Annotated in this window: 17 protein-coding genes; 14 read left to right on the plus strand and 3 right to left on the minus strand. The window is 58.7% G+C overall.

What is annotated here, in order from left to right; genetic code table 11:
• The first annotated feature begins 103 nt into the window (after positions 1-103).
• The 5 genes from FHX76_RS13765 (at position 104) to FHX76_RS13785 (ending at position 5,824) form a co-directional block, all read left to right on the plus strand.
• Positions 104-1,339: an FAD-dependent oxidoreductase gene (locus tag FHX76_RS13765; protein WP_167151521.1), complete on the plus strand. Its 1,236-nt coding sequence runs from the start codon at positions 104-106 to the stop codon at positions 1,337-1,339.
• The gene (locus tag FHX76_RS13770) at positions 1,336-1,656 is read left to right on the plus strand and encodes a (2Fe-2S)-binding protein (RefSeq protein ID WP_208402680.1); all 321 of its coding nucleotides are present in this window, start codon (positions 1,336-1,338) and stop codon (positions 1,654-1,656) included. Before FHX76_RS13765 ends, FHX76_RS13770 begins: the two co-directional genes overlap by 4 nt.
• On the plus strand, positions 1,656-3,092 hold the full coding sequence (locus FHX76_RS13775; RefSeq protein WP_167151523.1) for an FAD-dependent oxidoreductase: 1,437 nt from the start codon (positions 1,656-1,658) through the stop codon (positions 3,090-3,092). The genes FHX76_RS13770 and FHX76_RS13775 overlap by 1 nt, the downstream gene beginning before the upstream one ends.
• A gap of 71 nt (positions 3,093-3,163) precedes the next feature.
• Positions 3,164-4,165: a proline racemase family protein gene (locus FHX76_RS13780; RefSeq protein WP_167151525.1), complete on the plus strand. Its 1,002-nt coding sequence runs from the start codon at positions 3,164-3,166 to the stop codon at positions 4,163-4,165.
• 135 nt (positions 4,166-4,300) lie between these two features.
• On the plus strand, positions 4,301-5,824 hold the full coding sequence (locus tag FHX76_RS13785; RefSeq protein WP_167151527.1) for an aldehyde dehydrogenase (NADP(+)): 1,524 nt from the start codon (positions 4,301-4,303) through the stop codon (positions 5,822-5,824).
• A 297-nt stretch (positions 5,825-6,121) separates the two neighbouring features.
• Here the strand turns inward: FHX76_RS13785 and FHX76_RS13790 are convergent, their stop codons facing one another.
• From FHX76_RS13790 to FHX76_RS13800, 3 genes are read right to left on the minus strand one after another with little or no spacing between them, the layout of a single operon-like run.
• On the minus strand, positions 6,122-7,150 hold the full coding sequence (locus FHX76_RS13790) for an MDR family oxidoreductase (RefSeq protein WP_167151529.1): 1,029 nt from the start codon (positions 7,148-7,150) through the stop codon (positions 6,122-6,124).
• A 36-nt stretch (positions 7,151-7,186) separates the two neighbouring features.
• A complete protein-coding gene (locus FHX76_RS13795; protein WP_167151531.1) occupies positions 7,187-8,002 on the minus strand; it encodes an ABC transporter permease in 816 nt (271 codons plus the stop codon).
• Positions 7,999-8,901 (minus strand): ABC transporter ATP-binding protein, encoded by a 903-nt coding sequence (locus FHX76_RS13800; RefSeq protein WP_167151533.1) that lies wholly within the window; start codon positions 8,899-8,901, stop codon positions 7,999-8,001. The genes FHX76_RS13795 and FHX76_RS13800 overlap by 4 nt, the downstream gene beginning before the upstream one ends.
• Positions 8,902-9,346: 445 nt before the next feature.
• Between FHX76_RS13800 and FHX76_RS16155 the strand changes: the two genes are divergently transcribed.
• The 9 genes from FHX76_RS16155 to FHX76_RS13845 all read left to right on the plus strand — a co-directional run bounded on the left by FHX76_RS16155 (position 9,347) and on the right by FHX76_RS13845 (position 23,329).
• Entirely contained in the window at positions 9,347-10,003 is a 657-nt protein-coding gene (locus tag FHX76_RS16155) for a hypothetical protein (protein WP_208402681.1), read from the plus strand.
• A 71-nt stretch (positions 10,004-10,074) separates the two neighbouring features.
• Complete coding sequence (locus tag FHX76_RS13810; protein ID WP_167151535.1) at positions 10,075-16,692, plus strand: RHS repeat-associated core domain-containing protein; 6,618 nt, start codon at positions 10,075-10,077, stop codon at positions 16,690-16,692.
• 59 nt (positions 16,693-16,751) lie between these two features.
• On the plus strand, positions 16,752-17,234 hold the full coding sequence (locus FHX76_RS13815) for a hypothetical protein (RefSeq protein WP_167151537.1): 483 nt from the start codon (positions 16,752-16,754) through the stop codon (positions 17,232-17,234).
• Positions 17,235-18,086: 852 nt separating this feature from the next.
• A complete protein-coding gene (locus tag FHX76_RS13820; RefSeq protein WP_167151539.1) occupies positions 18,087-19,133 on the plus strand; it encodes a hypothetical protein in 1,047 nt (348 codons plus the stop codon).
• Positions 19,134-19,236: 103 nt separating this feature from the next.
• Positions 19,237-19,890: a hypothetical protein gene (locus FHX76_RS13825; RefSeq protein WP_167151541.1), complete on the plus strand. Its 654-nt coding sequence runs from the start codon at positions 19,237-19,239 to the stop codon at positions 19,888-19,890.
• Between the two features lie 35 nt (positions 19,891-19,925).
• Entirely contained in the window at positions 19,926-20,567 is a 642-nt protein-coding gene (locus tag FHX76_RS13830) for a hypothetical protein (protein WP_167151543.1), read from the plus strand.
• A gap of 474 nt (positions 20,568-21,041) precedes the next feature.
• Complete coding sequence (locus tag FHX76_RS13835; RefSeq protein WP_167151545.1) at positions 21,042-22,115, plus strand: hypothetical protein; 1,074 nt, start codon at positions 21,042-21,044, stop codon at positions 22,113-22,115.
• A gap of 5 nt (positions 22,116-22,120) precedes the next feature.
• Entirely contained in the window at positions 22,121-22,681 is a 561-nt protein-coding gene (locus tag FHX76_RS13840) for a hypothetical protein (RefSeq protein WP_167151547.1), read from the plus strand.
• Positions 22,682-22,792: 111 nt separating this feature from the next.
• Positions 22,793-23,329: a hypothetical protein gene (locus tag FHX76_RS13845; RefSeq protein WP_167151549.1), complete on the plus strand. Its 537-nt coding sequence runs from the start codon at positions 22,793-22,795 to the stop codon at positions 23,327-23,329.
• The last annotated feature ends 395 nt before the right edge of the window (positions 23,330-23,724 follow it).

Consider the following 23,724-nt stretch of genomic DNA (forward strand, 5'->3'; position numbering starts at 1 on the left):
CACGAAGGTGGGGGCGTTCTGTCGTTAATCTCGAACCAGGATTACCCCAATCCGCTATGTGACATATTACAATGGGAGAAGCGAAGAACGAGGAGGTAGCTGAGTGGTCTCACAGCAGAGCGCAGACGTTGTAGTCATCGGCGCGGGCATCATCGGAGCCGCCTGCGCGCGCACCCTCAGCATGGCCGGCCACAGCGTCATCCTCCTTGAGCGAGGGGCAAGCGCGGGGGGCACCAGCTCCCACGGCGAGGGCAATCTTCTCCTCTCAGACAAGGGCCCCGGCGACGAACTCAGGCTTTCGCAGTACGCTGCGGATCTCTGGCAGGACGTCATTGCCCAGCTCGCTGACGAGCTTGGGCCTGAATTTCCCTCTGCAGAATACGAAGAAAAGGGTGGCCTCGTCGTGGCCACGACAGCCGCGGGCGCGCAGCCACTGCTTGACTTCGCTGAATCTCAGCGGGGCGCTGGTGTCGAGGCGCAACCAATGACCTTTGCCGAGGCCAAAGAACTCGAACCGCAAATCAATCCGGCTATTACCGCCGCCGTGTTTTATCCTGGCGACGCCCAGATCCAGCCCGTCATCGCGACCGAAGCGCTTCTTGCGTCGGCGCGTGTGCACGGCGCAACCGTGCGTCAAGGAGTGAGGGTGACGGCTGGCATCCATGACGCGTCGGGCAGGCTTGTCGGAGTGAAGACAACGAAGGGCGATGTGCATGCCGGCAACGTCATTGTGGCCGCTGGCCCGTGGTCAGGCGAAGTAGCCGCGTTGCTCGGCTCGAACCTTCCGGTGAAGCCGCGACGCGGGATGGTACTCGTCACGACGAGGATGCCGCACCAGATCTTCCGCAAGGTGTACGACGGCGACTACGTTGGGGCAGTTGGCTCTGGAGATGCCGCTCTCCAAACATCCAGCGTTGTTGAATCGACCGCGGCAGGAACCGTACTGATCGGGTCGAGCCGGCAGCAGATTGGGTTTGACGACCGACTGCGGGTCGAGGTGCTGCGCGAACTCTCTCGCAAGGCGCTTCGCATCTTCCCGTTTCTTGAGCAGGCCAGCGTTATGCGAAGTTACGGCGGATTCAGGCCGTTCATGCCAGACCACCTGCCGGTAATCGGCGAAGACTATCGGATGCCTGGACTCTGGTACGCAACCGGCCACGAAGGGGCCGGAATCGGTCTGTGCGTCGCAACGGCGAATATCCTCTCGGACTCGATGAGCGGATTGACGCCGAGGCTCGACCCTGCGCCGTTTACGGTTGGCCGGGCATCCCTCGCCGACCACCTCACCCCGCTGACCGGTGGTTCAGCGAACACAACGACGGGAGCCGCGCAGTCATGACTTCACGAGCAATGCCTCCGGGCGATGACCGCATCCGGCCGACAAGTGTTACGCCGCTGACGCTCACCCTCAATGATGTGCCGGTCACGGGGACGGCGGGGCAGACGATTGCCGGTGTCATCCTTGGTTCTGGCGAACTTGCCTGGCGCACCACGAGCGCTGCCGGAAAACCGCGCGGTATCTTCTGCGGCATCGGCGTGTGTTTCGACTGCATCGTGACGGTGAACGGTGAGCGCGATGTGCGGGCTTGCCAACGCCGCGCATCCGACGGCGACACTATCGAGACGCAGCACGACGAGCTTCCGGAGGTGGAGTGATGAGCCAAAACGTGTTGGTGATTGGCGCAGGGCCAGCCGGCCTCGCCGCCGCAGTTGCGGCACGTGCAGCCGGCGCGCGCGTGACGATGCTCGATTCGTCCGACTACCTTGGCGGCCAGTACTGGCGGCACCTTCCGGCCGAACGCCCCTCGCAGGACGAGGAGCGGCTGCACCACGGTTGGGGCAAATTTACCAAGCTCCGCAGCGCGCTTGAGGCCGATGCCGGCTGCGAGATCGTGACGAGTGCCCAGGTGTGGTCGATCGAGAATTACGGCGGGGGAGCCTTCGGTGACGACTCTGCCGCACGCCACGAGGTGCACGTGCTTGTGGGGCCGCCGGATGGCATCAACCGCGAAAACCGAAGCTACACCCCCGACTCCATCGTGATGGCCACCGGGGCCCACGACCGCACGCTTCCGTTCCCCGGATGGGACCTGCCTGGTGTGTTCTCGGCTGGTGCCGCTCAGGCCATGGCCAAGGGCGAGCGCGTTGCCGTTGGGCAGCGAGTCGTTGTTGCCGGGGCTGGGCCGTTTCTGCTGCCCGTCGCGACGTCGCTCAGCCAGGTCGGGGCGACGGTGCTCGGCGTGTACGAGGCGAGCCGCCTCGGTTCGCTCATCACCGGGTGGCTGCCACAACCGTGGCAACTTATTGGGGCGAGCGGCAAGGCGACCGAGCTCATAGAATACGTTGGCAACCACCTGCGTCATCGCATCCCGTACCGCATCGGACATGCCGTGATTGCCGCCAATGGAACCGACCGGGTTGAGTCCGTCACTATTGCTGCCGTTGACGCGAAGTGGTCCCCGATTCCCGGCACCGAAAAGACCATCGCGGCGGATGCGGTGTGTGTGAGCCACGGATTCACGCCGCGGCTTGAGCTGCCAATTGCGGTTGGCTGCGACCTGTCGGCGGAGCGGTTTGTCCTCATCGACGACGCGCAGCAAACGAGTGTTGCGAGCGTGTACGCGGCCGGCGAGATTACCGGAATTGGTGGGGTGGATGCCGCGCTTGCCGAGGGAACCATCGCCGGGCACTGCGCTGCCGGTGGGTCCTCGCGCGACGAGACGATTGCTGGCGCGGTGAAGCGCCGCGTGACCTTCACCGGTTTTGCGTCGCGCATCGAGGCCGCCCACGGTATCCGGTCTGACTGGGTCAACTGGCTCAAGGAAGACACCCTCGTGTGCCGCTGCGAAGAAGTCACCTACGGCAAGCTCCGCGCGACCGGGAAGCGAACCGAAGCGCAAGGGCTGCGATCGCAGAAGCTGTCTTCGCGGGCCGCGCTTGGCATCTGCCAGGGCCGCATTTGCGGGCGAAGCGTTGAGGACATCATGTGTCGCGAAACCCCTGGCGGGCTCATCGACGGCGCAAGCATCGATCGAAGGCCAATCGTCACTCCGATTCGGCTTGGCGAACTTGCCGGCGAGGCGACGAAATAAAAACCCTGATAAAGCCGTTGTTACCCAGTGTGTGACAGCGGGCCAACGTTACTACTTGAAAGCGAGAACTCATGCGCTCATCACGGATGCTGACCGCGGTTGATTCCCACACCGAGGGCATGCCAACGCGCGTGGTCACCGGTGGCGTTGGGGTCATCCCAGGGGCGACCATGAACGAAAAGCGGTTGTATTTCATGGAGCACATGGATGACATCCGCCTCTTTCTCATGAATGAGCCTCGTGGGCACGCCGCGATGAGCGGGTCAATCCTGCAGCCGTCGACCCGCGACGACGCCGATTTTGGCGTCATCTACATCGAGGTTTCTGGCTGCCTGCCAATGTGTGGCCACGGCACAATCGGTACGGCGACCGTGCTGGTGGAGACGGGCATGGTTCCCGTGGTTGAGCCGGAGACGGTCATCCGGCTGGATACGCCTGCCGGGCTCGTGATCGCGAGGGTTGCGGTGAGCGACGGGCACGCTGATTCGGTCACGATCGAAAACGTTCCCTCGTATGTTGAACGCCTCGATAAGGTCATTGCCGTTCCCGGCTATGGCGAGATTCCGTACAGCATCGCGTTTGGCGGAAACTTCTACGCCATGGTCGACCTCGACGACGTCAAGCTGCCGTTTGACCGTTCCAAGCAGAACGAGATCATTGCCGCTGGCCTTGCGATCATGGACGCCATCAACGAGCAGGACGCCCCGAAGCATCCCGAGATTGAGGGCCTCGACCACTGCCATCACGTTGAGTTCATCGCGCCGGGGTCGGATGCCGCCTACTCGCGTCACGCTATGGCGATTTATCCCGGCTGGTTTGACCGCTCTCCCTGTGGCACCGGAACGTCGGCCCGCATGGCCGAGCTGTGGGGCCGTGGCGAGCTGCCGCTGCACACAGATTTTGTGAACGAGTCGTTTATCGGCAGCAAGTTCACGGGGCGGTTGATTGCCGAGGCCGAGGTTGGCGGTATTCCTGCCGTCATCCCCACGATTACGGGACGCGCCTGGGTGACCGGAATTGGTCAGTACATGCTTGATCCCGCCGACCCGTTCCCGACCGGATTCCAGTTTTAGTCGGTAATGTTACGATCATAAGATGATTGCGGGATGCGGCCCAAACCCGCTCCCCGGCCAGCCGCAGCGTTGCGGGGCTGGCCGCTCTCACCCCAAACCAACCCGAAGAACATCACACGAAGTCTGAGGAGAATAATGACCAACGCAGAACCACTCGCGCCAGAGCTTGAGACGATTGTCGCCAACGCGGCCGCCGCATCCGACGCCTACGCGGCAGTAAACCCGGTCGAGCGGGCAAAGGCTCTCGTCGCGGTTGCCGACGCGCTTGACGCAAGCCGCGAAGAACTCGTATCTATTGCCGCGAGTGAAACCGGCCTCACCGAGGCCCGCCTCAACGGCGAGCTCACCCGCACGGCCGTGCAGCTGCGCCTGTTCGCCGATGTCGCCGTAGACGGAGGATACCTCGACGTGCGCATCGACGAAGCCGACACGGCGTTTGCCCTCGGCGTGCGCCCAGACCTGCGCCGCTATCACATCCCCGTCGGGCCCGTCCTCAACTTCTCGGCAAGCAACTTCCCGTTTGCCTTCTCCGTTGCCGGTGGAGACAGCGCGGCAGCACTTGCCGCTGGTTGCCCGGTCATCGTCAAGGCGCATTCTGGGCATCCGCAGCTCTCGATCCGTACGGCCGAGGTTGTGGCAGAGGCGCTGGCAGGGGCAGGGATGCCAGACGGCGTCTTCCAGCTCATCGCTGGCCAGGCCGCCGGCATCGCCGTGCTGAAGGATGCTCGCATCAAGGCTGGCTCGTTCACCGGCTCGATCTATGCCGGCCGCCTGCTCGCTGACATCGCGGCATCGCGCCCAGCGCCTATCCGCTTCTACGGAGAGCTTGGCAGCGTTAACCCCGTCTTTGTGACCAAGGCAGCAATTGACGAGCAGGCAGCTGAGCTTGCCGCTGGCTATGTCACGAGCGTCGCCGGGTCCGCCGGCCAACTCTGCACCAAGCCGGGCTTTGTGTTTGTTCCAGAGGCGCACGGGCTCGACGAGGCCATTGCCTCCGCAGCGGCTCCCGTCGGCGAGCACCGCCTGCTCAACCAGAAGATCGCCAAGAGCTACGTTGAGCGCCGCGACGCCATCATCGGCACCGCGGGCGTGCGCGTTGTTGCCGAGGGCGGCATCCGCATCGACGACGAAGGTCACGGCTGGGCGACCCCCACGATCGTTGCCGTGTCGCTTGACAACCTGCGTGCGGGTCGCGAGACCCTCATGGACGAGGTCTTCGGACCGATGTCTGTGCTCGTTGAGTACCCGGCCGGCGCCGACCTCGCCGCGGCCGTTCCTGAACTCTTCGAGGGAAACCTCACCGCGACGCTGCACCTCGGTACTGTCGAGTCTGCCGGCGAAGGTGCGGACGTTGAGGCGCTGCGCGACCTCATCCGCGTGCTCACGCAGCACGCCGGCCGCGTGCTCTTCGGCGGCTGGCCAACCGGCGTCGCCGTGACCCCTGCCATGCAGCACGGCGGACCGTGGCCCGCAACGAGCAACGACTCAAGTACCTCGGTTGGCACGGCCGCGATCAGCCGCTTCTTGCGCCCGGTCGCGTACCAGAGCGCCCCAGACGCGCTGCTCCCCGAGCCGCTGCGCACGAGCAACCCGTGGAACGTTCCGCAGGCTATTGCTCCCGCTGGCGAGTCCACGCAGTGGGGAAGCTCGGCGAAGTAGTTCGTACGCCCTGGCCCGCCTTCGACCAGTTGTTTCTGGGAGGGGGCGGGCTTTTGCGTGCGCGGGACTGTGCATCCATTCGCCGCTCGTTGCGAAGATTTGGCCCGAATGTGACAATCATCGGCGAACGGATTGCCCTGCCGCGCTGTGTCCACGGGGCCTCCGTGGATCGAGCAGGCGCAAATCGTCCCAAACCTCGAGTTTTAGGACGATTTGCGCCTACTCAATGGGTGGTCAGAGGGTGGGTGGCCGGACGGATGCGGCAGACGGGCGTGGCTACGGCCTACCCATCGCGACCTAGACCGTCGGCGCCTCTACCCGCACCACGATGCGGCCCCGAACCTTGCCCGTCGCGAAGTCGCCAGCGTGGTGGAGCACGTCTTCGAGGCGGATTTCCCGGGTGAAGGGCGCGAGCTCGTCCTCGTCGAAGGACGCCGCGAGGTAGTCCCACGCGCGCTGTCGGCTGGCGAGCGGCGCATCCACCGAATTGATGCCCGAGAGCGTGATGCCGCGCAGGATGAAGGGCATGACGGTCGCGGGCAGGTCGGCTCCTTGGGCGAGGCCGCAGGCCGTGACGATGCCGCCGTAGTTGGTTTGGGCGAGGGCGTTGGCGAGGGTGTGGCTGCCGACCGAGTCGACGGCGGCCGCCCAGCGCATCCGCTGGAGGGGCTTGCCTTCGCCGCCAAGTTCGGAGCGGTCGATGATTTCGGCGGCCCCGAGGCTGCGCAGGTAGTCGCCCTCTTCCTCAGCCCGACCGCTCGACGCGACGACGGTAAAACCTGCTTTGGCCAGCAGCGTGATGGCGACCGAGCCGACGCCTCCGGCTGCTCCCGTGACAAGAACGGGGCCGTCAGCGGGGGTGACGCCGTGATCGTGCACCGCGAGCACCGAGAGCGCTGCGGTGAAGCCGGCGGTGCCGAGCGCGGCGGCCCAGCGCGCGGATCGCCCTTCGGGAAGGCGGACGAGGCTGTCGGCGCGGACGTGGGCGCGCTGGGCAAGCCCGCCGTGCCTGGTTTCGCCGAGCCCGTCTCCGTTGAGGATGACGCGGTCGCCTGGCATCCACCGTGGATCGTCGCTGCTGGTGACGGTGCCGACGAGGTCGATGCCGGCCACGAGCGGAAGGACGCGGGCGACGCCGCGGTTGCCAGCGAGGGCGAGCGCATCCTTGTAATTGAGGCTTGAGTAGTCGACCGCGACCCAAACGGCGCCGTCTGGTGTTGCAAGGGCGGCATCGTTGAGGGTTGCGAAGCGCGCGAGCGTTGGCCGCTCGGAGGTTTCACCAAATGTTTCTTCAACCAGCAGTGCGTGGAAGTGGTTTTCGGTCATGATGAAACCTCCTGCAATCATGCGGCGCTGCGACTCTTAGGTGATGTCGCGTCGCCAGCTGACAAAGTATCCGCCAATCGTGGTTGCGGCTGCAATAGCCGCCAACACGAGGGCGCCTTGCCACCACTCTAGACCCGTGCCAGGTGCGATGACACTGTAAAAACTTGCGCCAACGAGGGCGTCGCTTGCGGCCCCCGGCAGGAAGTTGCCAACCTCTGCGGTCCAGTCGGCGAGGGTTGCCGCGAAGCGAAGCAGCGGCTCAACAAACTGGGTGAAGGCGATCACAACGGCGATCGAAGCGATCTGGCTCGGGATGAGCGCCCCCAGCCCCGTTCCGATGGCACCCCAGAGCGCAAGTGCGAGAATCATCCGGCCGATGATGGCCCAGGTTTCGCTGTCGCCGAGCAGGGTATCCGCCCCAAAGCCCCCGAGGACTGCTGCGCCAACGCCGACGGAACCGATCGTTCCGATCAGGCCAAGGATGCCGCCCCACACAAACATGGTGATGACCTTCGCCGTGAGCGAGACGCCGCGTTTTGGGGTTGCGAGGAAGGTGGGGTTGACGGTTTTGTGCCGGAACTCCTGGGTGACCATGATGGCTCCGAAGATCACCGGGAACACAAAGCCGATCGAGCTTGCGAACGTGTAGATGAGCGTTGGGTCGAGGGGCATGCCCCCGGTGTTGGCAACGTCTTCGCCGATGAGGCCAGCGTCGGTTGCCCCGAGGAGCGCCCCGAGCCCGCCGGCCATGGCCGCAACGTAGAGGAAGAGTGCGAGCGCAAGAATCCACCACAGGCGGGTGCTGCTGATCTTGCGGAACTCGGATGCGACGGCCGCCGTGAGCGTGTTCATCGGGTCTCTCCTTCGCTCATGAGCTCGAGGAAGGTGTCTTCGAGGCCGGTGTTTTGCTGCTGGAGCTCGTGGAGTTCAACGCGCTCGGTGAACGCAAGGTGTCCGATGGCCGCCGCGTTTGCGTTTGGTACAAGGAATCCCGTTGGTGTTTGTTGGGGCGCGAAGCCGGCCGTTACCAGTGCGCTCTGCAGGGCATCCGGTGTTGGGGATGCCACGAGCACCGCCGTTGCGTGGCGTGACTCGAGCTGCGCCAGCGACCCGGTGTAGACCAGCTTGCCGTTGCGGATGACCAGCACCTCGTCAACGGTTTGCTGTACTTCGCTGAGCATGTGCGAGCTGATGAGCACGGTACGACCCTCGGCGGCGAGCTGCTTGAGGAAGCCGCGAATCCACTTGATGCCTTCTGGGTCGAGCCCGTTGATGGGTTCGTCGAGCACGATGACCTGTGGGTCGCCGAGCAGCGCATAGGCAAGGCCGAGTCGCTGGCGCATACCGAGAGAGTATCCGCCAACGCGGCGGTCGGCCGCTGAGGTAAGGCCAACCATGTCGAGCACAACCGAGATGCGAGCCTTGGGGATGCGCGCGGCCGTTGCGTAGACCGCGAGGTGGTTGCGCCCGGAGCGCCCTGGGTGAAAGCTTCCGGCTTCGAGCGCGGCGCCGACCGTGGTGAGCGGCGAGGCGAGGTCGCGATAGGCGGTTCCGCCAAAGGTTGCGGAACCGCTTGTGGCTGCAACAAGGCCGAGCAGGATGCGGAGGGTCGTGGTCTTGCCCGCGCCGTTTGGCCCGAGGAAGCCAGTGACCTGGCCCGGATTGATGGTTGCGGTGACATTTTCGACGGCGTGGACGCTGCCGAACGTTTTTGTCACCCCGTTGAGCTGGATGGGGATTGGTGTAGTCATAGTGACGCTCTCGTGTTGTGGGGCGTTATATCTATAGTTATAGCATAACTAGAACAACAAGCGGTTGACGAGTTCAATCGTGTGTGTTCACCCGAGCGAATGGTGATCGGATGCTGCGACCGAGGGGCGCGGTGGTGGCGAAGATGTATTGATCCCACCCCTGGGACTTGGTTCGCTGGGCAAGCCAATGTATTGAATGCTTGCGAGAGTGTTTGGCTAATAATCTTCTTAACTATAAATTTTTGATAACAAGTGTGATTTTGGGGCTTCATAACTTGGGGATTGCCTAGGCGTTTCTATAGAGTTTTCTCTTAATGTCCTGAGTTTCTCTGCGCCAATGGTTGCCGTTTTCAAGACAGTTCCCCCGATGATGTGTCAACTGTGAAGGCTCCCCCCGATGCTTGCATTCTTCAGCGCCCGCTTCCGTCCTGCCCACGCTCGGGAGGTGTCTACCCGCCGACGACTAACCGCGATCATCGCGAGTGCCGTACTCGCTATCTTTGTGTTTGGCGGGGCGCAGCCAGCTTTTGCAGCTTCAGATGTTGATAACGACCGCATTTCTGACATCATTGAGCAGCAGATTTGTGGGTCGCTCACCTGCGCAACGGGCGAAGAAGACGCTGACGGCGACGGAATCCCCGACTGGGTTGAGATCACGGCGTGTGGCACGACCACATGCGCCTCGCCCACGGCAGACAAAGACGAGGATGGCATTCCAGACTTCGCAGAGATCTTGACCTGCGGCAACGAGACGTGCGCAACGGGTAAAGAAGACGCCAACAGCGACGGCATTGCGGACTGGATCAACTTTGTGATCTGTGGGGACCGTACGTGTGCAACCGGGCTCGAGGACTACAACAACAACGGCATCTCAGACGCGGATGAGTTGGCCGCATGCGTGAAAACTCCTGGGAATCCGGGCCTTGCCCTGACCGGAATCGGCTGGACCGCCATCGCGCTGCTCGCTGCGGCCCTCATCGCAGGCGGAATTGTGCTCCAGCGCCGTCGCGCGTCCCGTGGACTGCTTGCCGGTGCCGAATCCGCACTCAGCGAACTAATCGTCGTTGACGAGGCTGGCGTAACGGCTGGCGGCGACAAATGATCGCGCGACGTCAGCGGCCTCGAGTAAGCCGTCGGGTCAAGAGAGTTCTGCTAGTTTCCCGGATCGCTCTTGTGTTTGCAGTTGGTGGCGCCCTCGTGTGCGAGATGGCCGTGACGCCTGCCGCCGCGAGCCCAACCCTTCTCGCCGCCTATCAGGCTGAGCGCAACCTCGCTGAAGTGCGCGGGGCATCACAAACTCAGCAGGCAAAGTCTGAGGCCGCACTCGCGTTGACGAAGAGCGAGCCGCTCGTGGATGCGGACATCACGCCCGGCCAGGAAACCGTACTGCGCGACGATGCCTCCGGAGTCCAGGCCACCTTCTCTGGCTACGAGATTGCCGAGAAACTCGATGTTGAGCTTTCCGCACTTCCGCAGCGGGTGGCCAAGCTAGCGGCAACCGAGACTGATCAGCAGGTGTTGACAACGCCTGTTGAGATTACGGCTACGGCTCCTGACGGAACCGAAGTGACGCAGTTTCCTGCGGACGTGACGCTGTCTGAGCCTGAGGAAGACATGCCTCAGGCCGTGACCGAGATGACTCCCGGAGTTGCGCTTGAGTTCCCGCTCGCGAAGGACAAGACGGAGGGGCTCGACCTTGGCTCCATCCGAATCGCCACTCGTGAGACCGATGGTGAGCCATGGGTTGAGATTCCTTCGTACTATGACGCCGAGGCAGGCATTGTGCGCGGTGAGTTGAACCACCTCTCGCAGTTTGTGGTGATCGGCAAGAAGTTTGTTCCGCCGCCAGGGCCAAAGATTGTGCTCGACCCCGACGACGATGTCGGACACACGACCGGTCCGAACGGACCCATGACTGAGCTACCGCAGAACATCCGTCTGGCCCAGGGCGTGAAGACACTGCTGGCACAGCACTGCCGTGCCGACGTGACGATTACGCGTGAAGATCCAGCGCAGACGTACGTCTCGCAGGACATTCGGGCTGGCATAGCCGCTGCTGCCAACGCAGATGTGACCATGACATTTGCGTTTGATGCTTGGCATGGGTATCCGTGGGGCCAGCTGGACGACGGTGGAAGCCAGATATTCCACAGGGGAGGCGTTGCTGATCAGCATCTGGCGGGCAAGCTCTTTGACAACATGCCGAATTTCACCTCTCGTCGTGCCATTCACAAAACGAGCGCTATGTTTCCTTATCCGGAGCTCAGAGGACTCCCCGGCATCGTCGCTCATATGGAAACGCTCTATATTGATCACAATTATGACCGGGTAGTTATCGACGAGGGCTTTCAAGCGACTGTTAACGGTGCATTTACGGGTATGGCGACTTTCCTCGAGGAGAGCGGATTCGACTGCCACGACCCTGCCGCGGGAGGCTGGCCGTCGCCACCCACAGACGCGGAGAAACAACGCTGGCGCCACTTGGGCTACCAGAATTACCTGATGTATGGTTCAGACCCTATTTCATTCTCGACTGGTAACCTCATCGAAACTGAGCCGCTGTTTTCGCTTGAGGGAGCAGCCGGGCAGGCCATCGACCTCACGCTCGTTTATAACTCCCAGGACGGCAGACTTACTCGTACAGGTGCAGGATGGTCCTTCGGCCTCGGCGCCCGTGCCCAGCGCTTTGACGACGGCTCGGCCATGGTGGTCCGGGGCGACGGCGCTTCCTTTATGTTCAATCCCGACGGTGCCGGTGGATTTGTCTCAGAGCCTGGCGTCTACCAGACGCTGACGGCTGGAGCCGACGGGCGCCTCACACTGAAGAGTAACGAGGGTGAGACTTGGGTGTTCGATACGTCGGATATCGAGGGAATCGGCGAGCTCGTGTCGCAGACCGACCGCGCCGGCAATACCTACACGCTCGCCTACGGCGCGGCGACCGATGCGAGTCAGTTCCTGCCGCTCGCCTCGATTACGGATGCTTCTGGTCAGATTGTGCAGGTTGGCTCTGACGCGTTGGGTCGAGTCTCAACGTTCCGTCACCCAGACGGTCGAGTCTGGACGCTGAACTACAACGGCGCCGGTGATCTCGTGAACATCACTAATCCCGACGGGCGAGTTCGCGGTTTTACCTACGACGACAAACACCAGCTGCTCACGGCAACCGACGCGAAAAACGTCACCTACCTCCGCAACGAGTATGATGCAGAGGGTCGCGTGGTCAAGCAGTGGGATGCTGAAGGTACCCTGCGCAAACTTGCCTACGACCCGGCAAAGGGCCAGACGACCTACACGGATAACGAAGGCTCCACGACGATTTTCCGCTACGACTCGAAGTTCCGCATTACGGGAACAACCGAGGCATCCGGTGTGACCACTGGTTACACCTATGACGACAAGAACCAGGTCACGAGCTACACCAATGAGGCCGGTGATGTCTGGAAGTACACCTACGACGGTGCCGGAAATCTCACGAAAGAGACGAAGCCCGACGGCTCGTGGCTGCGCTACACCTACACTCCAACCGGTGAGGTGGCGTCGGTCACAGACCAGGGCGGCCCGGATGGTACTGACCGTACAACATCGTTTGAAATCAATGGCCGTGGCCAGGTCACCGCGACGCATTTCCCCGACGGGACAATCGAGAAGCGGCAGTATGACGCCGCTGGCAACCTCACCGTTATTACATCGCCCGGTGGCGGCAGCATCGTCAAAGAATACGACGGCAAGGGCAACCTGACGAAGACAACCGATAAAGCCGGCGCCGTGACAACGTTTGTCTACGATTTGGCAAACCGGGTGGTTTCCCAGACGGATGCCATGGGCGGCGTGACGACCTACGCCTACGACGGGGGTGACCGCGTTGTTTCCCAGACGGACCCACGTGGCGGTGTCACATCCTTTACGTATGATCAAAACGATCACCTCATCAAGCAGGTAGACCCTGTTGGTGCCGAGACCAGTTATGTGTGGGACGATCTGTTTCGCATGGTTCAGCAGACTGCTCCTGACGGTGGTGTGACGGAATACACCTATACGACGGAGGACGAGCTCACCAAGATGGTTGACCCCGTTGGGGCTGTCACCGAGTTTGAGCTCGATGCCCAGTATCGAGCGGTTACTACTGTCGACCCAGCTGGTGGACGTTGGGAGCGTGAGCTCGACAAGATTGGCAACGTGCTCAAAACGGTTGACCCCGAGGGTGCCGAAACGGCTACCGAGTACGACCGCGCTGGTCGGGTCACAAAGTCTGTCGACGCCACGGGCATCGTGAGCTCGACCGAATACGATATTGTCGGCCGCCCGCTCAAGCAGACAACAGCAAGCGCCGATGGCACGCTTGAGAGCACTACCTCCATGACCTACGACATCATGGACCGCGTCGTCACGGTCACGGATCCGGCCGGTCGCGAGACCTCCATGACCTACGATGTGGACGGCAATGTCCTGTCGCAGACGGATGCTGCTGGTCGAGTGTCACAGAACATCTATGACGTTGCCGGCCGGGTGACGAGCACCGTCAACCCTGTCGGCGATACCACCACAATTGTGTATGACGTTGCCGGCAACGTCTTGCAGAGCACAGATGAGGCCGGCCGGGTATCAACGTTTACGTATGATCAGTCCGGGCTCGTCTTGACGGAAACCGACCCTCTTGGCAACGTGGTGTCGCACGAATACGACGTTTTGGGCCGCGAAATAGCGGTGACTGATGCCAACGGCAACCGAACCTCCACCGCGTATACGGTTGCTGGCCAAATTGCCTCGGTAACGGATGCCCTCGGTGGCGTCACGACGTATGGCTACGATCTTGCTGGTCGTCAAATATCGCTGACGAACGCGCGCGGTAACGAGACGAAGTACGTCTACGACGTGAGCGGGCAGCTCACCGAGGTGATCGAGGGGTACCTGGCGAATCCGCTTGAGTCTCTCGGAGGCTCAGGCGAGACCCCAACTGGCGACGCGCTGGAAAGCGCCATGGCCAAGGTTGGCAGTGACGTAAACTCGACCACCACATTTGAGTGGTCATCCACAGGCCAGAAGGTGAAACAGATTTCGCCGACCAAGGCCGAGACGGTATTTGAGTATGACGCCTCCGGGCGTGTCTTGAGCGAGCGTAACGCGCTCGGCAAACAGTGGACCTATCAGTACGACGGTCTTGGACGGTTACTCACTGAATCAGACGCCAATGGCGCATCGAAAAAGTACGAATACGACGAGGCTGGCCAGGTAACAAAGGTTGGTCAGGTGTCGTTTGAATACGATGCCGTTGGCCAAATGATCGCCATGACTGATCCTGAGGGCGTTTCAGGTTGGAAATACGACGAACTCGGTCAGATGACCGAACAGATCGACGTGCTCGGGGCGAAGGTTCGCTACGAGTACGACCCAACGGGTCTCATGACGAAGCTCACGATGCCGAAGAACCAGGTTGTTGAGTACACCTACGATGCGGCTGGGCGCCCCCTGGCGCTGCAGTCTGACGCAGGTGCTGTGGCCTACGAGTGGGATGCTGCCGGCAACCTAGCTCGCATGGTCCGCAACAGCTCGGCGAGTCAGGACAACGCTACTGCTTCCGGCACCAAGGCAGCGGCCGTGGAGGAAATATCTGAGCAGCCTGCACCCGCCGCAACCGGTGTCGTGACGTCATACGCTTATGACGCTCTGAACCGTCCAGTTTCGATCACGCATCAGACGCTCAACGAGAACGGGTTGACTTCGGCGAACCCAAACCTCACACAGAAGCAGAAAGTTCGTCGGTTGATCCCGAGCGGTACGGAACAAGTTACCTGCATCAACGCTTCTGGATACCTGGCCGATCGTGAGGCAGTGTCTTCGCTTGGGCGGGATTGTGTGAAGTCGTGGGATTACCTGGCCGACCGCACGTTGCCGTCCCCGGTTTCTCCGGTCGCAGCTGGCGATGCCATTGTGTTCGATTACACCTACGACGAGGCAGGAAATGTCTCGGAGGCGACACGGTCGATCGGAAACGCTTCGGTCATTGCTGCGCTCAAGCAGGCCGTTATCGCGCCGGATGATTCCGTTGATGACGGTGCTGCAGAAGGGACCGAGTCGGAAGGCCCAGCGGACGTTGATCCAGCGGTCTTGGCTACTATTCCCGGGTTGACGCAGGAGCAGCGCGATCAGTTGTTGGCTTCTCCGTTGGCACCGGCTGTGGATACGCGTGGCGTGTCGTACGATCGCATGGATCGGATGGTTGGGGTTGCAAGTTCTGATGGTGTAACCGAAACCTTCGCGTACGACCGGGGTGGTAATAGGACGCTATCTCGCGTGGAGTCACCTGGTGGTATTCGTGAGACGAAGTCCACGTTTAATGAGGTCGATCAGTTGTTGTCGCAGGTGACGAGTACTCCGGCGAAGGTTGAGCTGCCGGCGGCGAGTGCTTCTCGTTCGGATGCGTTGATCTCTGTTCCTGGTGAGGGAACTGAGAAGTCAGTGACGAAGTTTGAGTATGACTCGAACGGTAACCGTATCAAGCGAAACGTTGATGGTGAGCAGACGTCGTATGAGTACAACGATGAGAATCGTTTGACGAAGGTCACTTCGTTGGAGCGTGTGAGTGAGTTTGGGTATGACGGTCTTGGTCGTGAGGTGAAGCAGTCTGACACTACTGAGCTGGGTACGTCGGAGACGACGAGCACGTGGAGTGGTGACAGTGTTGTGCAGCAGACGACAAAGACGGAGACCTCGTCGAAGGCTCCGTTCCAGGCTGGCCCAAACACGAAGCAATTGACGAGCCCGGGCGGTGACGCTGGTGAGGTGACGACGTTGGTTCGTGATTCCTTCGGTGATGTTGCGTTGCAGTCGAAGGGCGGTGAGGCGTCGTGGAGTTTGTTGGATAATTTGGGTTCGACGGCGGCGCAGGCTGTTGGTGGTCAGGTGACGGATCTTGCGTCGTATTCGGCGTGGGGTGTGCAGATGTTTGAGTCGTCGGGTTGGGACGCAGTTACTGGGTTTACTGGTGAGCGTTCGGATCCTGGTTATGGGTTGAATAACTATTTCTCGCGGACGTATGACCCGTCGACTGGTGTGTGGTTGTCTCAGGATTCGTGGCGTGGGTTGATTGAGCAGCCGCAGTCGTTGGCGCGGTATGGGTACGTGACGAATAACCCGGCTTCGCTGGTCGACGTACTCGGATATAAAGCTGCAAAGTGCTACACCAAATACACAAGCGCTTGTGGTCTTTGGGTCCCAAAAGTTCCGCAGACTGCTTTACTTGATCGTATGGTGAGCTCGGGGCGTGGAATTGTTGCGACGCCTGAGGAACAAGCGTATGCGGTGACACCACGACCCTATCAATATATGGCCCGACCCTCATCCAATCCGAACTCACCCGTTGGCGTTCATAAATTTGTGCCGGATAGGCATTGTCGCGTGCTTGCCAACGGCGTTTCACACTGCGTGAGTGAGTGGACAACGGGTATTGATTTGCCAATCGACCTCTTGGGGCATTTTTACTTTGGCGGAGGAGCGACCTATAACATCAACTGGAACTACTTCCGATATGATCAATCGTTTTACGATTTTGCATACAATATCCCGGTTGGTGACCAGCGTAGTTACGCGCCGTTAGTTGAGAATCATTGGATGTACATGGCGATCGGTACGTATAACGTGAGTCGAGTATCGATGAATTGTTTTGAGATATATGATCACTACGACTTTGAGCCAGATAAGGTTTCTAACCTTCCATATCATTTCTTTGATCTTGCTGACGACGCAGGTTTTGCAGAATCATTCGCTGTCAGATCATACGGTTGCTTCTAGGTGGGTAGTCTTAGTGCGACCTTGAACTGGCCAATATTGGCTGTTTGGATGGAGACTCCGTGACAAAACGGAAACCTATAAAGCCGCTGATGTATGCGGTGTCTACTTTGGTATCGATGTTGATCGTCATGCTTGTTGTGGTGCTGCTAAACCCGCGATTCCATTTTTCAAGTATTTGGTCACACCAAATTGATCTTGGCGATTATCAAATAGTCCAGTCCGATCCGTGGGGATTCGCTGTTGGTGATGGGAGCATGACAGTCGTGGTTTCTTCTGGGGTAGCAGCCTCCCTGTACGAATCCTCGGATGTTTTTTCTGGATGTGGTGTGTCATTTGAATGTTCCGGTGAAAGCTGGTTGAGCACGAATCAGGTCCGCTCCGTTGTCGGAACCGATTTTTTGCCTTCGACTGAAAATACTTCGGACTGGGTCTGTAGATTCAGGTATGAGTTAGGGACGGATATTAAGGAAGTGCAAAATTTAAATATCATTTGTTTGAATCAAAATACAAACCAACTTTTTCTGAGCTTCAGAAGTATCTGATGAAGCCGCAATGGGGTATTTGTTATTCTCTTCCAAAAGACGATGCTTAGGAAGAACGGCGATTGCAGGTTTTTTGACTTGCAACGATGAGCGGTTTGCCCTTGGAGATGACTGCTTCTAGACACGTTGGGGTATAGCTCAAGCAACATGAGCACGTGCTATATCCGAGGCGGTCGTGTTGATTTTAAGACTCCGTCGGGTGCGCCCTTTGTTGGTGCGGCGCCGGGAGCCTATCGCAATCCTGCGACTGCTCCTCGGCATTGGATTACGTGTCATGTTGCAGGTCGGCTTGCGCATTGTCTGCTGGTTTCTCCACCACCTGTTGTACAAAAACCGACGCCGACCACCGGTCCGTCTCAAACGAAACCGAAGGGCGAAGCAAAGTCGCCGTCAAAAGATACAAGCAAAGCGCCTGAACGTCATAACAAGACGTATGACCCGATTGGCCTTATCCTTGACGCTGTTTCGATAATTGGCGCATTCTCGTCATTACTTTGGTTCTATAGCCCTGCGGTTGTGCTCGGTAAAATTCTTGACAGTGCAGCCACATTCATGGGATGAATGCGGTCTCTCGTTAATCTCAGCGCTGGTGGCATAGCGGAGTGCATTATTGGCGCGGCATTTGCCTTTGTCGGTTGGAGAGGCTCAAACATCGCAGTAAAGTTTGAGGCACAATTTCGTCGACTCATTCGAGAAGGTCTTGAAAAAGTTGGCCAAATCCTAGGCACTGGATGGACAGCGGCACTTTCTGGGTCGCGAATCGCCACATCGGGTTGAGAAGACAGTTCGATTGAGGGCATTGAAAACAAAGTTCGAGAGATCTGCAGGAATAGTTGCAACGAGAGAGGTGCGATGAACAACGAGATTGCTCGGGTGCCCGCTTTGAAGAGCGGTGTGTCTGCCTACACCTGGGGGAAACTTCAGAACCTCGTGTTTATTGTCTTCACCTCGGTAGTGGCGCTCGTAGCGCTCCGGGTGGTGCCTGTTTCACCTACAGTGTTTGATCTTTTCTTGAGGGCGGGAGGGGCGGCGGTTGCGGCATGTGTGATCCTTGTACCGATACTCTGGCTATTAGCGTCTAGGCGTGTGCGAGTCGAGACTTCGTGTGGATATACGACGCTCTTCTACGATCATCCTGAGCTGTACCAGCTTCATTGGAAGACGGGGGCGGTTGTCCGGACACCAGAACAAGTTTCCCTGGCCCCCGGCCGAACGAATGCTGAAGCAGTCTGGGGATCCGGTCTGAAGCGACCATCAGCGTTGTCCGTCTTCACCATTTCGCTGCTCGTGATTGCCATCTATTGGGCCTGCAGGCTTGCACTCGAAATTAGTCAAGTGAATTGGTCAGCTTCGACCGAGCCGCTGGATAAAGGGGCTTTGTTAGTGATTTCCTTGGGGATCGCTGGAATCCCGTTGCTCATCATCTCGGCGTTTATGTATCCGGGATACTTGTCGAGGCGACGGGCGCTCCGGGCCCGTTTCCCCTCTGCAACTATTCTGGCGTACCTGCAAAGCGCAGAAACGCGAGGAGGCTTGGAACGATTGTGGGCAGAGTCTGCGCTCGATCCAGGCCCTTCCCCTCGGTTCGGCCCGAATGGTTCTGTTGTGATGGACCGCGACGGACTTGTGGTCTGGCAGGGATCAGCTCACGCATTGACGATGTTGGTGAGCGTTCCATGGGGGATGATTGCAGGCTGTTCGGCACGCCAAATGGACTATGTGGGCACGCCGTACTACGGCCTACGTTTTGAGGTCATTGTTGGTCAATCTCAGGTGCCGGTGACTTTCTTGGTTGTTGAGCGCAATGGAAAGCTCGTCTCGTCGCGTTTTCTAGGTCCCTCGCAGCGGTTGGTTGACAATATTAAAGAATCGTATGGATTTCTGTTTTCGAGACGCTGAAACCAGCTTGAGTCCATAGGCTGTTTTAGGAATTACTGGTTGGTTGGCTTGGTTTAATAAATATGCGTGACTGCTAGTGGCATAAGTTCAGGGAGCGTTCGGTATGAGGTGGGAACGATATATCCCGTCCGGTTTTACCGTTCTCGGTCTAATGCTCATGGGTCTTGGTGCGTATGTCTTGCTGGAAGGGTATCCCAAGCCCGCAATGGTGCTCTTTCTGACGAGTGCGGTGCTTTTTATCCTGTCGATTGTGCTTTGGGTATTTATGCCAGTCCTGGCCAGTTATCGGAGAGCGCAGCGAGATATTGCTGAGCTTGAATCCACCGGGCTTACAGGCGAGTTTCTCTGGGTATATATCACTCGGCCAAACAGGAAAAAGCTCAAACAGTTTGTTCGAAGTCACGATCTAGAGTTGTGTAAGTATCTTCATTCGCAAAGACAATTTGTGCTAATGATTAACCCGAAAGGTGTCTGGATTTTTCGGCAGGAAAGGGAACAACTCGTCGGCGAGATACTCATCTCGCGACGTGAACTTATTGAGGCAAAAAATGGCTATGTACGGGTGGCGACCGATTTGAGTCCGGCGCTTATTTTAGAGACGGTCAAGGGCCCAATCGCTGTTTCACCCCATTTGCGCGATCAATGGTATCCGGTCGTTTATCAGCCTTCCGATTTGCGAACCTTGCGTCTTAACCTGAATGCAATATTGATGGATGATCCTTCAACTGCTTCAGCAGAAGGGCATCAACTGTTTTGACGAGAATGTGGAGACAGGCGATAGCGCGTCACCCGATGCTATTTTCATCGGGTATTGCTCTGGGCGGTGTGTTGTTCTGCGTTGTTGCTGGATTTGCTTTGGTAGCGGGCGGCAAACTCACCGCATTGTTTCTCGTCTTGCCAGGATGCGCTTTGATTATGGCTGGCATCGTTCTTGGTGCGGCCCTGCCGACATTTATCGCAGCCGCACGAGCAAGAAAAGACATATCGATATTGCGGCTGAATATGCCGCAGGCCAACATGTATTGGTCGCTGATCCCGAGACACGTGAGGAATCGGCTCGTGCAGCAGCTTCCAGAGGAAACAGTCGGCCTTCGCCCGTATCTCGAGAAGCATCTGTATTTCATTCTCATGATCGATAATCGGGGAGTCTGGCTGTTTGATCAGCGTGAAGTTGAAATTGTTGGTGAGCTGGTTATTCCCAGAGGGCAGATTCGCGAAATCCAGAACAGTTACACCCGACTTTTCAGCCTCATTATTCCGGCTCTAGTTATCCAAACTACTCAAGGGCCAATCGCGTTCTCTCCGCATCGACTCGAGCTATGGTTACCCACCATGTACCAGACCTCGGAGCTGCGGACGCTCTACAAAAACCTCAACGTAATCGTGATGGATGACCCGATGTCGGCCAGTCCGGAACCCGCGAAGTGGCAGTGATCCTTCCTCGCCGCAAGTATCGAGTGAAGGTATTGAGAGTAGCCGGATAAGCTGCTGGATTCTTGCCTCCGAGGCAGATGCTGTGGGGCGTTTCGGGTGTATGGATTGGGCGTTCTAGGCGGAGAATATGGGGCCGTGGACGTGGCCTCTGGCGCGCCACCGATGCCACTTCCGCGGGGAACTGCTTGAGGGAGTCGGCCGCACGCTCAGCGCAATGTTCCTCGTTCGCGGCTGACGCGGGAAGAGATGGAACCGTTTGGCTAGCTCAGACGCAGCATCAACATGCGTATTGGCTCTCGGGAGGCGGGGTAGCAAGGGCAAGCGATTGTATGAGTTGCGTCACATCGCACTCGAGTTCACCGCCAACCGCGGTGGGCAAATTCCTGAGTGTCAGAATAAACGCGCTCTGAACTATCCTTGGAAGAGATTTCGGCATCCGTTGATTGAAATAGACAGGTATCTCGAAGTGTTCTTTTGACTGAAGCCAAGGCGCTAGAGGAGTCGATGATTATTCGAAGGGACAACTGGTCAGTCGTGCTGACGGCGTTCTGGTTGACGCAAGCTGTTGGTATTGCGTTGTTTGTGTGCCTGCTGCTTGTCCTCGTTTCGGCAATTTTTGCTGCAGCAAACCGGTTTGAAATGCATCCATGGGGCGTGTTTTTTATAGCGAGTTGTGGCGCTTTTTTGCTGAGTGCGCTGCTCTTCTGGGGAGGACTCCCGCTTGTGGAGCGCTATGAGGTGAAACGTGGATACACGACGTTGCCCGGGAAATATCCCTTGGCGGATCTTCGCGACTCAATAACTGGCAAGCGAATTACCAAGGCTGGTGAATCACGTGGGGTAGGTCTGTCCGTCAGTGAGTACTCACTGGCTGAGGCGCGCGCGAGCAGAGCGTCGGAATCAGTTCGGAGCGTTCTCGCCTCGCCGGTTCAGCGCCCGATTTACGGCAGAATCTTCGCGATCTGCTTTGCGGGGCTGGTGCTGGCCTCAGGTCTGGTCCTTGTTTCGCAGTTGTCTCTTCCGCCGTCGCAGCAGAGCCGCCTTGTGTTGCTCGTGGCCAGTGCTGGATGTGGCGGGGTCGTGATCTGGGTGTTTTGTTTTGTGCTGCTGCGCAGGTCAGAGATGAACTCTCGTCGGTATCGCAAAGGGATCGGAAGCAACGATGTCATTTTCCTGTGTGCGCCAACCTTTGAAACCGTGGTGCGTCTTCGACAGGTCTTGTCGGAAACTTCTGGTGGCCGATGGGGGATTCGAAGACTACGCTTTGCTCGTTTCTCGTCCCAGGGGATTACCGTGATGCAACATGGAGGGGAGGCTGCCATCTCGATCACAATTCCGCGTGCCTCAATTGAACGAGTATCGATCGGCAAATGGGTCGATGCTGGGCAGACGCGAGTTCCACTGCTTCTCTACGTGCGTTCGCAGGAGCTCCCTATCCCCCTATTTCTGAAATCTATCGCCATTATGGGGCGTGCTCGAAACCTGAGTGACGATGCAATCCTTCAGCTAGCGCAGATTCAAAAGGCTCTTGGTATGTGCGATGACTAGGTCAGATGACGGTTCGCAAAATCTGGACACATGGCAAGGGCGTCTCAGGCCCTGGAATCACCTTGGGGGTGCTTCAGTTGCTGCCCCAAAAACGCTGGTTCGCGAGTAAAGCAGCGATTGCCGGTGTTGCTGTTTTCGTCGCAGCCGGCATCATTCTTTCGGTAATACATCTGGTACTCAGCAGTGCGAGGAACGGGCTTGAGGGCGCGTTAGCTGCCGATCTTGAACTGGGTGCCTATGAGGTCGTTCGCGAGGATGCGCTGGGCATGTTTGACGGTAACGGCGACATCGAAATTATCGTCACTCCTGACGTGATGACTTCGATTGTTCAATCGAAAACGGTGCTGAACGGATGTCCTCGCGATGCGGAATGTCCGACTCTCATTTGGCAGTCATTCTCGGCGCTACAGTCTCAGTTTCGGATAGCCGATTTGAAAGACCCGGGTTCTTCCTCGTGGCGGTGCACGTACTCATATCCGCGGGGGCAAAAGCCCATAACGGGTCTGCGCATCGTCTGTGTCGAGCCGGAACAGCTGAGGTTGACGTATCAATATCTGTCGGTCTAGTACTCGACACCATTGAAAACTGTGTTGAATGGCTTCTTCGATCTCTAGTTATCTTTGTGCAGAAGTATCGCGGGTCTTGGCTTTGCTTGTGCAAAAAGAAAAGTTGCCTAAGTGTTTTCGAGCGATTCTGCGTTGGTCTATGTGATTGCCATCGTGTGTTTTATCGTGTTGCTTGTCGTCAGCGTCGTCGTCTATTGGGCGAAAAATAACAGTCGGCGCCTGCAGGCGCTGAAGAATGTCTCGCCCAGGAACGTGCTCATGCACGGCCAATGGAGCAGCAGCGCATCGGCCGCGATCAGAAGGCTCCATCCTGAACTGGCAGCGGTGCCAAGAAAGCTGCGCTTGTACTATTCGGTGGGCCTTGGGCGAGAAGGCATCGAGATCTGGAACTACCGCCGAGGGCTTCAGCGTGTTGTTCAGATTCCGGTCGCCCGGTTGTCCTACCTGCTCGTTCGCACAGACCACGCGGCGAACTCGGTGTATCCGACGCTTGTTATCGGAGTGCGAGTAGACGGCGCAATTATTAATGTGCCGTTGCGCATGAACCAGCTCCAGTACGCTGGCCTATTTCCCATGAGCATCTTGGAGATCGAGCCCATCGCCAAAGCCTATGTTTCGAGCCACCTGAGTGAGGGCCCAAATGCCTAGTCGCCACGTGCCTCGAAACAAGCAACCAAATCCGTCGAACCGGCAATACCGAGACGCCTCGTCGTTAGTGCCTGGAGTTTCTGCCCTGGTTCTTTTGCGGATGCATGCGGCAGTGGTCGTCATCCTGCTGGTTTCAACGGTTGCGATTCTTTTCATATCTTGGGATGTTGTTGCCCTTCCTGGCGGAACGAGGGAGCGAGCTTTTGAGGGACTTGGCGGTCTTTTGTGCTTCGCTGCCGTTGGTGTTCCGGTGCTCAGCTGGCTCGCCACACGACGCACTCGAATCGAAACGTCGAATGGGTACACAACGCTGAAAAACGAGCACAGGGAGCTACCCCAATTGCACAGGCGGACAGGGGAAATCCTCAGGGAGGGCACACCGTATGTCGCTGACA

Origin of the sequence: Lysinibacter cavernae, from assembly GCF_011758565.1 — a bacterium.
In the GTDB taxonomy this organism is placed as follows: Bacteria; Actinomycetota; Actinomycetes; order Actinomycetales; family Microbacteriaceae; genus Lysinibacter; species Lysinibacter cavernae.

What these genes read in the sequence shown, in the direction of transcription:
- FHX76_RS13770 (WP_208402680.1), top strand. Translation starts at nt 1,336, where the DNA reads ATGACTTCACGAGCAATGCCTCCGGGCGATGACCGCATCCGGCCGACA.
- FHX76_RS13775 (WP_167151523.1), top strand. Translation starts at nt 1,656, where the DNA reads ATGAGCCAAAACGTGTTGGTGATTGGCGCAGGGCCAGCCGGCCTCGCC.
- FHX76_RS13780 (WP_167151525.1), top strand. Translation starts at nt 3,164, where the DNA reads ATGCGCTCATCACGGATGCTGACCGCGGTTGATTCCCACACCGAGGGC.
- FHX76_RS13785 (WP_167151527.1), top strand. Translation starts at nt 4,301, where the DNA reads ATGACCAACGCAGAACCACTCGCGCCAGAGCTTGAGACGATTGTCGCC.
- FHX76_RS13790 (WP_167151529.1), bottom strand. Translation starts at nt 7,150, where the DNA reads ATGACCGAAAACCACTTCCACGCACTGCTGGTTGAAGAAACATTTGGT.
- FHX76_RS13795 (WP_167151531.1), bottom strand. Translation starts at nt 8,002, where the DNA reads ATGAACACGCTCACGGCGGCCGTCGCATCCGAGTTCCGCAAGATCAGC.
- FHX76_RS13800 (WP_167151533.1), bottom strand. Translation starts at nt 8,901, where the DNA reads ATGACTACACCAATCCCCATCCAGCTCAACGGGGTGACAAAAACGTTC.
- FHX76_RS13820 (WP_167151539.1), top strand. Translation starts at nt 18,087, where the DNA reads ATGAACAACGAGATTGCTCGGGTGCCCGCTTTGAAGAGCGGTGTGTCT.
- FHX76_RS13825 (WP_167151541.1), top strand. Translation starts at nt 19,237, where the DNA reads ATGAGGTGGGAACGATATATCCCGTCCGGTTTTACCGTTCTCGGTCTA.
- FHX76_RS13830 (WP_167151543.1), top strand. Translation starts at nt 19,926, where the DNA reads ATGCTATTTTCATCGGGTATTGCTCTGGGCGGTGTGTTGTTCTGCGTT.
- FHX76_RS13840 (WP_167151547.1), top strand. Translation starts at nt 22,121, where the DNA reads ATGACGGTTCGCAAAATCTGGACACATGGCAAGGGCGTCTCAGGCCCT.